The sequence below is a fragment of the Nitrosospira sp. TNL300 genome (assembly GCF_055385915.1).
The window spans coordinates 327,189-338,911 of sequence record NZ_AP041005.1; the positions used below are offsets into that span (position 1 = coordinate 327,189).

8 protein-coding genes are annotated in these 11,723 nt (G+C 52.4%); 7 read left to right on the forward strand and 1 reads right to left on the reverse strand.

The window, feature by feature from the left end:
• Window positions 1-19 precede the first annotated feature (19 nt).
• From xrtA to ACZ5BW_RS01555, 7 genes are all read left to right on the forward strand, one after another.
• The gene (gene xrtA / locus ACZ5BW_RS01525; RefSeq protein ID WP_464541847.1) at window positions 20-1,639 is read left to right on the forward strand and encodes an exosortase A; all 1,620 of its coding nucleotides are present in this window, start codon (window positions 20-22) and stop codon (window positions 1,637-1,639) included.
• A complete protein-coding gene (locus tag ACZ5BW_RS01530; protein ID WP_464541849.1) occupies window positions 1,623-2,828 on the forward strand; it encodes a TIGR03088 family PEP-CTERM/XrtA system glycosyltransferase in 1,206 nt (401 codons plus the stop codon). The genes xrtA and ACZ5BW_RS01530 overlap by 17 nt, the downstream gene beginning before the upstream one ends.
• A gap of 20 nt (window positions 2,829-2,848) precedes the next feature.
• Entirely contained in the window at window positions 2,849-4,792 is a 1,944-nt protein-coding gene (locus ACZ5BW_RS01535; protein ID WP_464541851.1) for an XrtA/PEP-CTERM system amidotransferase, read from the forward strand.
• Between the two features lie 150 nt (window positions 4,793-4,942).
• Entirely contained in the window at window positions 4,943-5,905 is a 963-nt protein-coding gene (locus ACZ5BW_RS01540; RefSeq protein WP_464541853.1) for a polysaccharide deacetylase family protein, read from the forward strand.
• Complete coding sequence (locus tag ACZ5BW_RS01545) at window positions 5,902-6,843, forward strand: GNAT family N-acetyltransferase (protein ID WP_464541855.1); 942 nt, start codon at window positions 5,902-5,904, stop codon at window positions 6,841-6,843. Before ACZ5BW_RS01540 ends, ACZ5BW_RS01545 begins: the two co-directional genes overlap by 4 nt.
• Window positions 6,844-6,857: 14 nt before the next feature.
• Window positions 6,858-7,550, forward strand: coding sequence for a TylF/MycF/NovP-related O-methyltransferase (locus ACZ5BW_RS01550; RefSeq protein WP_464541857.1), 693 nt, complete (start codon window positions 6,858-6,860; stop codon window positions 7,548-7,550).
• Window positions 7,551-7,595: 45 nt separating this feature from the next.
• A complete protein-coding gene (locus ACZ5BW_RS01555; RefSeq protein ID WP_464541859.1) occupies window positions 7,596-9,464 on the forward strand; it encodes an HAD-IIIC family phosphatase in 1,869 nt (622 codons plus the stop codon).
• Window positions 9,465-9,531: 67 nt separating this feature from the next.
• On the opposite strand, the gene ACZ5BW_RS01560 is transcribed toward ACZ5BW_RS01555, so the two are convergent.
• Entirely contained in the window at window positions 9,532-11,718 is a 2,187-nt protein-coding gene (locus tag ACZ5BW_RS01560; protein WP_464541861.1) for a VanZ family protein, read from the reverse strand.
• Window positions 11,719-11,723 lie beyond the last annotated feature (5 nt).

Genomic DNA, 11,723 nt, shown 5'->3' on the forward strand with positions numbered 1-11,723 from the left:
TTCGAGTGGAGCGATGCATATGAATGCAGGAGTCCGCCAGGGCATCGTCCCGGACCCCTCATTGACACTGGAGCATGAGGGGGTGAAAGCAGGCGCTCTGCTTACGCTCGGTGTCATTGCGGCAATTCTCGTTGCTTATCATGAAACTACCTGGTCCATGATTTCCACCTGGGCCAGGTCGGATACGTTTGCTCATGGGTTTCTGATCTTTCCGTTCAGCGGCTATCTGATCTGGGGGCAGCGCAAGCATCTCGCCACTCTTTTTGCGCGCCCCAACCCCAAAGTTCTGTTCGTGCTTGTGATTCTCGGTTTCAGCTGGCTTCTGGGAACACTGGCGAGTGCCCAGGTATTTGCTCAATTCATGGTGATAGCGATGATTTCCGCCGCTGTCTGGGCAATCCTGGGAAATCAGATAGCATGGGCGCTGGCCTTTCCATTAGCCTATCTCCTGCTCGCCGTACCTTTTGGCGATGCATTCATACCGCCGCTGATAAACTTTACCGCGGACTTTACCGTAACAGCGCTTCAGCTGACCGGAATTCCCGTCTATCGCGAAGGCAATTTTTTTACCATTCCAAGCGGCAATTGGTCCGTGGTTGAAGCCTGTAGCGGTCTGCGCTACCTGATTGCATCCTTTACGCTGGGAACCCTGTACGCATACCTGACCTATCGGAGTCTCACTCGTCGGCTGATATTTGTTGCCCTGTCTCTGCTCGTACCGATCCTTGCCAACGGTATCCGCGCCTATCTGATTGTAATGACGGGCCACCTGAGCGATATGCAACTCGCTGTGGGCATCGACCACCTGATTTACGGATGGATATTCTTTGGCTTTGTGATGCTGGTGCTATTCTGGATCGGATCTTTCTGGCGTGAAGATGGTGAAGATGAGAACAGGTTTGAGAGCGTCCGCTTCACAGCGCAGGTCCCGACGGGAAATAACCGCGGTCCAGAGAGTGATTCCATAGAGGGCGATTCCCCCTTGATAAGGACAATTTTCACCACTGCTGTCGCGGTTTTAACCATAGCCATCATCTGGCCGATATACGGGGAGTGGCTGGAGAGGAAGATTTCCTACGGGACGGAAGAAGTGGAAATCCATATCTTCGATACGGCCGGCAAATGGCAAGGTAGTCCAGAACTCCTTTCCGACTGGAAACCAATATACATAGGTTCGACTGCTCAGTTCCTGAGAAATTACCGGAGTAACGGACAGTCGGTGGACCTTTACATCAGTTATTACCGCGACCAGAAGCAGGGTGCTGAATTGATCAATTCCGAAAATGTTCTTGTGCCGGAAAAGGGATCAAAATGGCATGAGGCTGGCGAAGATATGCGCAGGATCTTCCTTGGTTCCCAGGAAGAAATCGTCAGGCAGAATCGGCTGCGCTCCTCTTCGACATCGCTGCTTGTGTGGCGATGGTATTGGATAGGGGGTGAGGAGACTGCAAATCCGTATTGGGCCAAGTTTATGCTGGCCAGGAATAAGCTTCTGGGAAGAGGCGACGATGCGGCTGAGCTCATTGTGGCAACACGATACGAGGACAGCGTCGATGAAGCAGCTTCAGTGCTCCAGGATTTTATTATGGATAGGATGCCCGCAATAACGGGTGCGCTTCGAAATGCAGCAAATCGTTAGCGGCCAGTTGCGCTCGAATCCGGCGGAACACGTCAAGCAACCCCCTCTCATTGCTCACGTGATTTATCATCTGGGGGTGGGGGGGTTGGAAAATGGCGTGGTCAATCTCATCAATCATATTCCGGCGGATCGCTACCGGCATGCCATAGTTTGCCTGAAGGGGTATTCAGACTTCAGGAGTAGGATTGTCAGCGAGGACGTGGAGGTTATCGCGTTGAACAAGCGCGATGGACATGATTTCAAATTTTATATCGATCTTTTCAGAGCACTCAGGCGCCTGAAGCCCGACATCGTGCATACGCGTAATCTGGCCGCCATGGAAGGCCAAGTGATTGCAGCCCTTGTGGGAGCGCGGGCAAGAGTGCATGGCGAACACGGGCGGGATATGTTCGACCTGCATGGCAAAAACCGCAAATATAATTTATTGAGAAAAGCCATTCGTCCGTTTGTAGATCATTTCATTACCGTCAGCAGGGATCTCGAAAGCTGGCTTGTCGATACGGTACGGGCAGCGCCGCATCGCATCAATCAAATCTACAATGGCGTAGACAGCCGACGCTTTTATCCGCGTAAAAGCAGACGCTGGGAGAACAATATGGTTCAGGGAGCGGTCCCGGGATTTTTCAGGGAAAATACATTTGTCATTGGCAGTGTCGGCCGCATGGCAGACGTGAAGAATTACCTCGGCCTGATAGAAGCGTTTTTACTTTTGCTGAAGGAAATGCCCGCCGCTCATGAAAGGCTTCGGTTATTGATTGTCGGGGCGGGAAGTACCCGGCAGCGTTGTATTGAAAGGGTGCGTGAAGCGGGGGTCGAAGGACTTACCTGGTTTCCCGGTGAACGGAACGATATCCCTGAACTCATGCGCAGCATGGATCTGTTTGTGCTTCCTTCGCTCGGAGAGGGCATTTCCAATACCATTCTCGAGGCTATGTCCACCGGTTTGCCCGTCGTCGCGACCAGGGTGGGAGGAAATGCGGAACTGGTTGAGGAAGGCATGACAGGAATGCTGGTTCCGTCAGGATCGGCAACTGCGCTGGCAGGAGCCATGCAGGAATATTACAGGAATCCGGATCTGTTGGTAGAACACGGCCGCGCCGCCCGAAAGCAGGTCGAAGCAAGGTTCAGTATGGAAGCCATGATGTCCGGATATCTTGAAGTCTATGACAAAGTTTTGGATCGGGCATAACAGGCGGAAGGAAAAATAACATGTGCGGAATTGTCGGCCTGTTCGATACTCGCGGCAAAAGACCAATCGACCGGCAACTGCTTCTGGGAATGAATCAGGTTCAGGCACACCGTGGTCCTGATGAAGGAGAAGTTCACATCGAGCCGGGGCTGGGTTTTGGTCATCGTCGTCTTTCGATTATGGATGTTTCCAGTGGACAGCAGCCACTTTTCAATGAAGACGGTAGCGTGGTGGTGGTTTTCAACGGTGAAATCTACAACTTCGAGACGCTTGCCAAAGAACTCTCCAGCCTGGGTCACACCTTCCGGACACATTGTGATACCGAGGTCATTGTTCATGCCTGGGAAGAGTGGGGTGAACGCTGCGTGAATCGCTTCCGCGGCATGTTCGCCTTCGCCTTGTGGGACCGGAATCAGGAAATCTTGTTTCTCGCGCGAGACCGGCTTGGCATCAAGCCGCTCTACTACAGCCTGCTGAGTGATGGCACTTTCGTTTTTGCATCAGAACTCAAGGGAATTCTTGCTCATCCCGGCTTTATCCGGGATATGGACGCTCATGCCATTGAAGATTATTTTGCCTATGGGTATGTGCCCGAGCCAAAAACCATATTCAAGCAGGCATATAAGCTTCCACCGGCGCACACTCTGAAGCTCAGCCGGGCAAGAACCGTACCTCAACCTCAATCCTACTGGGATGTTCCGTTTACGGTACATCCTCCCCTGAGTCTGGAGGAAGCCCGGGAAGAGCTGATTGCTCGACTGCGTGAGTCGGTAAGGGTACATTTGATGACCGAAGTACCCTTGGGCGCTTTTCTGTCCGGAGGCGTGGATTCGAGCGCGGTGGTGGCAATGATGGCGGGCCTCATGAACGAACCCGTCAATACCTGCTCCATTTCTTTTGGCGATCCTGCTTTCAACGAATCTCAATATGCGCAAAAGGTGGCGGACCGCTATCATACGCATCATCAGGTAGGTCAGGTTGATCAGGACGATTTCGACCTGATAGACCGGTTGGCTTCACTGTATGACGAGCCCTTCGCGGATAGTTCGGCCATGCCTACCTACCGGGTTTGCCAACTGGCCAGGAAACGGGTCACTGTTGTCTTATCCGGGGATGGGGGTGACGAAAATCTTGCGGGCTATCGTCGTTACCGCTGGCACCTCTATGAGGAGAGAATGCGATCCACTCTGCCGCTGGGGCTTCGCAAACCCCTGTTCGGCCTGCTCGGGAACCTGTATCCCAAAGCGGATTGGGCGCCGAAAGTTTTGCGTGCAAAATCCACCCTTGAAGCTCTCGCGAGAGATTCCGTGGAAGGCTATTTTCACAGTGTTTCGATCATGAAAGACGGCATGAGGCGCCGGTTGTTCAGCGAATCCTTCAGGCGCGAGCTTCAGGGGTATGGAGCCGTGGAGATCCTGCGCAGGCATGCGGATAAATGTCCGGTGGCAGATCCTCTTTCCCGTGTTCAATACCTGGATATGAAAACATACCTGGTGGGTGATATTCTTACCAAGGTAGATCGTGCAAGCATGGCGCATTCCCTGGAAGTACGCGTGCCTCTGCTGGATCACGAGCTGGTCGAATGGATATCGGGACTCCCTGTATCCATTAAACTGCGCGGGCATGAGGGCAAATATGTATTCAAGAAGGCCCTGGAATCTTACCTGTCAAACGACATTCTTTATCGCGACAAGATGGGATTCTCGGTTCCGCTCGCAAGCTGGTTTCGCGGTCCCCTGCGCCAGCGGATAAATGATGCGTTGCTCGGACCGGTTCTGGCGGATACGGGGTTCTTCAGTCGCGCATTTCTGAGAGAAATGCTGGACCAACACCAGTCGGGGCGGCGCGACTATAGCGCTTCCCTATGGTCGTTGTTGATGTTCGAATCGTTTCTGCGCCACGTGCTTAATGCTGAGCAAGTGCACACTTCCAGGCAAGGGTTGAGGCTGGTTCATTTTGCGTGAGCAGCCCCTGGCGGAATCGAGATTCGCGGACAGATGGGGGCGGAAGGGGAAACCCTGTGACAGGCAAGCGTTCCTGGTCTTTTCGTGCGCCGGCTCATCCTGATCTGCTTGTTCGATATTCGATAGCCGTTAAATTCCGCGAGTGGCCCGATGCTGGATGTATTTCTTACTGTTGACGTCGAGATATGGTGCGATGGCTGGGAGGATCTCGACGCCAAATTCCCGGGAGCGTTCCGGAGATATGTCTATGGTTCTACCCCTAAAGGGGATTATGGTCTGCCATACCAGTTGCGCCAGTTGCGGGACTACGGATTGACCGGGGTATTTTTTGTTGAACCCCTGTTCTCGACGCGGTTTGGCCCTGAGCCGCTGGCGGAAATTCTTGGCCTCATTCGGGAAGAAGATCATGAAATACAGCTTCATCTCCATACCGAATGGGTAGATGAATCAAACCGGCCATTGCTCGACAATGTGAGCTGCAAAAGACAGTATCTGCGCTATTTTTCACTGGAAGAACAAACAATTCTGATACAGGCAGGAGTGCAGTTGATCGAGTCAGCAGGAGCACCGCGTGTAAACGCGTTTCGTGCGGGAGGTTTTGGCTTCAACCGGGACACGTTGTGTGCCCTGAATGCAAACCAGATCACTTTCGATAGCAGCTACAACGCGAGCATGCTCGGACAGGATAGCGGTGTCAGTCCTGAAATGCCACTGGTGGAGCCTATCGAATGCGAAGGTGTGTACGAATATCCGATGACGGTCTTCAACGGAGGCTTGGGCGGGTTGCGGCATGCCCAACTGACTGCATGTTCGTATCAGGAGATGGAGGGCCTGCTCTGGCAGTCGCTGGAGTCCGAACGTAAAGCTTTTGTCATCCTGTCGCATAATTTCGAATTGCTTAACCCGGCGATGGACCGTCCGGACGAGATTGTAATAGAGCGTTTTCATAAACTTTGTTCTTTCCTTGACCGGCATCGGGATTGTTTTCGCGTACGTGGCTTTCATGGCCTGATGCCTGTGTCTGTTCCCCTGCAACCCGCTCCGCTTACCTCACCGGTCTGGAAAACGGGATTCAGAATCCTCGAGCAGGGTTTGCTCAGGAGGCTTCGTTGAGCCAGTCATGGCACTATCAACAGGTGCCGATAAAGATACAACTGGGTGACAAGACCTTGTTAGCCCCAAGGTTATGGTTGCAAGTACGGGAAGCGGGACTTGATGATGGAGCACTCCCCGTAGCTCAGCCAATAGCGCCTGCTGATTCCCTACATGAAGACAGCCAGGGTTTCCTGCTCAGATCACTGCGCATTGCTGGACCACAGCCCGTGTTACGGCGGCAGGGAGCTTATTTGTGTTATGTACCTATCCAGTATCCTCGCTATTACATCGATATGCAGCAGTCGTTTGCGGAATACAAGGGCAAGTTTTCCTCCAAGACACGCTCGACTATCAGCCGTAAAGTGCGGAAGTACGCGGAGTACTGCGGTGGCAGTATCTCATGGAAGGTCTACAGGTGCCCCGGTGAAATGGCAGATTTCTTTCGGCTGGCCCGCACTGTGTCCAGGACAACTTACCAGGAAAGATTGCTCGACGCGGGACTGCCTGATTCCGCAGAATTCTGCGAGCAGATGGAACGGCTGGCTCAACAGGGTCGCGTTCGCGCGTTTCTTCTTTTCCATCAGGATAGGCCCGTCTCATATCTTTACTGCCCGATATCAAATGAAGTCGTACTCTACGCATATCTCGGATACCATCCGGACTACATGAATTTTTCGGTAGGCACCATTCTGCAATGGCTTGCCCTGGAGTATCTGTTCGACGAAAAAATTTTCCGCTTATTTGATTTCACCGAGGGGCAGTCAGAGCATAAAAAGCTGTTTGCCACTGGCAGTGTTCAGTGTGCCAATGTCTTTTTTGTCCGGGACACCCTGCACAACATGTGCCTGCTCCAGATGCAAAGAGCAGTCGACAGTCTCAGTAAATTTACAGGTGATAGGTTGGAACGACTAGGTATCAAGGCGTCCCTAAAACGACTGATACGATCGGGAGGGTAGCTTTTATTCATATTATGATGAGAAACATCGTAAAAAGACTTATAGATACCGAGTGGTTCGCTCGCATGATGGAAGTGCTGGATCACCGATCTGACAATCGTATGACTGAGCTTGGAATGCTGAGCCAGGCATTTGAATTCATCAAGATCAATGAAGTCTGCGGAGACTATCTAGAATTTGGGTTATGGAAGGGAAAGACCTTCGGGTACGCGCACAGGATGAAGCATCGCTATCGCAGGCATGACATGAAATTATGGGGCTTTGACTCCTTTCAGGGATTGCCTGACACGGGAGCCCATTCCGATAACATCTGGTACAAAGGACAGTTTGCCTGCAGCCGTCCAGAATTCGAGTCGATTCTAGAATCACGGGGAGTTCACTCTTGCGAGTACGAGTTGGTTGAGGGTTTTTACAGCGAGAGTCTGAATGACACTGCGCACCGACGGCTCGCGGGACGCAAAGCTGCGATCGTTTATATCGATTGCGACCTTTATGATTCCACGGTCGAGGTACTCGATTTTATCCAACCGTACCTTGTAAATGGCTCCATCGTCTGCTTCGACGACTTCTATAACTACAAGGCTGATCCGGAACAGGGCGAGCAGAAAGCCCTTTCGGACTTTTTGCAGAAGGAAAGGGACATATCCTTCATTCCTTATATGGCATACGCCCCCTTGGGAAAGTCATTCATCTGTCGCCGGAAATGATTTTGATTATTCAGGGATATGCCTCCGGTTCGATAGCAAGACGTTATGTTCGAATTCGATAAATACGAAAAGCAGTTGCACGAGGATCGCAAACTGGCGCCACAATCGTCTTACGAAGCGGTTCGTGATATCGAGAAAATGTCCCTGCTCATGTGGGGGGAGCATTGCGTGGAATGCGCAGCCCCGAGCTGTTTCTCGAGTTGCGATCTTTATCAGAGCCGGCCTGATACACGGTGCCGACGGCTGACGTACGGGATGTATCGCAATCCCCGTTTTCCATCGGCGCGGGGTTACGGCGCGGAGGTTTCATTCAAAAAATGGGGCAAAATCGAGGCCCGCGGTAATACACTACTGCTGTCCTCCCGTGTAGCCCTGTGGACCGAACGCACGATCGATTTGTCTGCACCGCTGCTCAATGCCGTCGGTGCCTTTGTCCACCGCATCACGCGCGATCCTCGCTGGTCCTACCTGGAGCATACGCTCCTCGAGCGTCTCGGGCGGTGGCTGCATCGAAAGACTGATTCCAATTCCAGGCAACAGCCGAATCTTTTCCTGCTGGAAGTATACAATCCGATGAACGTTCCCGTGCGGATGCAATTGAGCATGTCAGTTGCAAGCGGAGTGAGCAAGCTTTCTTCGGGCCAGCTTCCTCCTCCGTTCCGGGCTTCGGTGATATTGCCGACCGGCTATTCACGGCATGAGTTCCAGCGCGAACAATTCTCGAGAATTACGGAATGCGAACTTCCGTTTGACATCGCCATTATCCCCGATGGGGAAGGCTCTGCACGCCTCGTGTTTCTCACTGCTGATTTTGTTGTTCGCTCTGAAACGGTAAAAGCAGAGAGTTCCAGTCAACCAAAAATCAAGTGCGTGGTGTGGGATCTCGACAATACCATGTGGGATGGGATATTGCTGGAGAATGAAGGGGTTGATTTGCGGCCAAAGGTACCCGAGTTGCTGCGCTTCTTCGACGAACGGGGAATCCTGCTCAGTATCGCAAGCAAGAATGACGAATCCAGCGCTTGGCGTCGGCTGGAAGAATTGGGCATGGCGGATTATTTTCTATATCCTCAGATCAACTGGCTTCCCAAAAGCGAAAATATCAAGGCAATAGCAGAGCAACTCAATATAGGACTCGATACCTTTGCTTTCATCGACGACAATCCATTCGAACTAGAAGAAGTATCACGAGCTCTGAAGGGTGTCACCTGCGTGAACGCAGAGAAAATCGCCGATCTTTTTTCGAATCCGCGCTATCAGGGGTCGACCAATGAGGATGCGAGGAAACGCAGCCGGTTTTATCGCGAAGAATTCGTACGCAGGAAAAGTGCGACACAGTTTGGTTCAGATTATCTCGGATTCCTGGCAGCATGCGAAATAAAGCTCTTCGTCGATCTTTATACGGATGACGATCTGGAGCGCGTGTCCGAACTCGTGCAGCGCACGAATCAACTGAATTTCTCGGGGCGCAAGTATCAGAGGAGCGAAATCCTGCCTATTCTGGCAAACCAGGAAATAGAAAAATATGTATTGCGTTGCGCGGATAACTATGGTTCTTATGGCGCTGTAGGATTCTGTATCGTGCGGACCGAAGAGAGCGAGATACGCGTTGAAGACTTCATGCTCTCCTGCCGGGTGCAGGGGAGGTTAATCGAGCAGGCTTTCTTCAATTATCTGGCAAATATGCCCCGCGGGCAAAAGCCACAGAGTTTGTGGGTTAATTTCAAACCCACGGGGCGCAATATTCCTGCCCAGCAGGTGCTCGAAAGTCTGAACTTCGTTCCATGCTCACCGGGTGACGGGCTACGGGTCGATCTCACCACGCAGTCGCTCGAGTGTAGCTTCATCTCCGTGCAATCCTCGCTTCAAAATGATAACGGTGCACAGGCTCATCTCGCCACTGCGGCTCATTAAGAATCTACGCTCCTCAACTTTGCCAGGCGTGAGCAGTTCGCTCGGGAATGGAGACGGGGCAGGGAGTTCAAGCTGAGCGGCCCTCCGCAGGAATGATATCGCCAGTCCTGATCGATCGAGACAATAGCTGGGTAAACCACTGCCATATCGGATTCTGCACCATCGCGATTGCGACAACTATGCCAAAGTAGACCACGGCGTATCGAAACAATAACTCACCTGGACCTGCAAGCTGAGTGCGATCCATGCTCAGCAAAAACTGCATTGCGGAAAAAACCTGCCCGTACTTGACAATTACCTGTTCAAGGCCAAAGTAGAGCGTGAGGTAGACCAGAATGCCGGGTACGAGAACGCATATCGCTACCCTTATCATGTCCGCCCTTCGTAAAACGAAGGCCAGCCCTGCTTTCGTTCCAGCGAATGTGATTATCGTTATAGCCAGGCTGATCAGGCAAAAGGCGCTTATGCTGCCATTACCTGCCATAAGCTCAACCAGATTATCCGTCGATGCTTCGTGAACGACCACATAATACGCAACAGGCATAATCAGGCAGGCGCCCGCCGTCCATCCGAATAGTACTGTCCTCGCATTCGGAAGAAAACGCCAGGCACCTATGAGACTGCCCGCTGTCGCTGCCACAGTCCATATGCTGAACAATGCCACGAAACGTCCCAACAATTCCCACTCCCAAGGCCAGCCTAGAACAGCTGACCCAACCACGTCGTGGATGCTCTCCGTGGGTACGGCAGACCATACCAGCAGCCATGCGATTAGACCGTGCAGCAAGACCAGCGGCACAAAAGCGAGCAGATATCGCTCCCCTCGCATCAGCCATTGCAAGATCAGCACCGGAAAACCCAGTGTCCAGTACAGCAGCAGGCCTAGCAGCAGCAGGGATCGGAAAGGGTGTCCTTCATATACCAATTCCCTGACATTATAGGGGGTCAAAGGAGATTTTGTGATTACCCAGGCAATCGCTACCCATATGACAATCCCTGCTGCGATTCGGGCAAGCAAACTCCTATTGCTCGGTTCTACGCTTATTTCTCCACTCATTTCTGTACCCGGTTTTCTCGGAATAGCAGGGGCGAGTGGCTGTGAAGAAGCTATTTCTCCAGCCTCTCGTTCGCGTTCAGCGCTCGCTCCTTGTATTAGGTGCAATACAAAGCCCACCAGCAGCACCAATACAGGCTCGGTAATATCTGCCGTCCGGCCCAGCAGGCCCATCTGCATGAGTTCGATCAGAAACGACCATATGACGAGGCCGGCTACGGCTTTGCGGTGGTCGATTTCCAGTTTCTGCGCCAGCCAAAGCAGAGAAGTATAAATAAACAGAGATTGCGCCAATCCTCGGGCGGCAATTTCCATTGATCCCTGGAGCATGGTGGCAAACGGAATCCCATTGAAACTGCCACCCGGACTGGGAGAGAAAGGTGTTATTCCGATAATAGTCCAAGCGATGAGGAGTGCCAGGAAGGCTGTTTCAATGATTATCCTCGCGCGGCCAAACCGCAGCGCTATCAGGCACCCGGCGTAACCTGTCATCATTCCGACCGCAGTCGATGCATTCAAGGTCAGATTCACGATGACAATTTTTCCTATCAGGATCAGCGTGAGCGTACCTGTCAACCACAAGGCTAGCGGGCGGCTCAACGCCAGTATTGCGCTGGCAACAGCAAACACACCGGCTGCCTGCATAAGGAATTCCGGGAAGGAGAAGCTGAAATCGAGGAAAAGCGGCTTCAGCGCGTCCTTGAATTTTTGCCAATCCAGAGAGGGGACCAGAGGTATCAATTGGCTGAGCAGCCACAGCGCCAATATCGATAATGGAAGGAGAGAGGAATAATCGAATGACGCTGCTTTCTCTTTATTCTTCCTGAAATGTGCCCCGACAAGGTGAGCGGCCCACATGCCTGAGATCGTGCCCACCATATTCCACACCACATCGGTTAACGCTGCAGATCGGGATGGCAGCCAAATCTGTGCAAACTGAAGAGCGAATGCGTACACGAACGCCAGAAAAACCAGAATGGTGGCGCGGTTCCTGCCGCTCGTTCTGGAATGCGGAAAGATAACACCGGCCATGCCCAGTGGAAAAAACAGCGCGATATTGCCTACTACATCCCCCGGGGAAGTGAACCAGTGGAAGTCAGTAAGAAATCTTTGAACACTGCCTGCGGGAGGGGCGGAAAAATTGCCGGGGTATAGTGATCCGTAAGCAATCAGTAACAGGATGATCGCGAGGATTCGCATTCCGG

Coding starts and splice junctions, on each gene's coding strand:
- xrtA (WP_464541847.1), top strand. CDS start 20: ATGAATGCAGGAGTCCGCCAGGGCATCGTCCCGGACCCCTCATTGACA.
- ACZ5BW_RS01530 (WP_464541849.1), top strand. CDS start 1,623: ATGCAGCAAATCGTTAGCGGCCAGTTGCGCTCGAATCCGGCGGAACAC.
- ACZ5BW_RS01535 (WP_464541851.1), top strand. CDS start 2,849: ATGTGCGGAATTGTCGGCCTGTTCGATACTCGCGGCAAAAGACCAATC.
- ACZ5BW_RS01540 (WP_464541853.1), top strand. CDS start 4,943: ATGCTGGATGTATTTCTTACTGTTGACGTCGAGATATGGTGCGATGGC.
- ACZ5BW_RS01550 (WP_464541857.1), top strand. CDS start 6,858: ATGATGAGAAACATCGTAAAAAGACTTATAGATACCGAGTGGTTCGCT.
- ACZ5BW_RS01555 (WP_464541859.1), top strand. CDS start 7,596: ATGTTCGAATTCGATAAATACGAAAAGCAGTTGCACGAGGATCGCAAA.
- ACZ5BW_RS01560 (WP_464541861.1), bottom strand. CDS start 11,718: ATGCGAATCCTCGCGATCATCCTGTTACTGATTGCTTACGGATCACTA.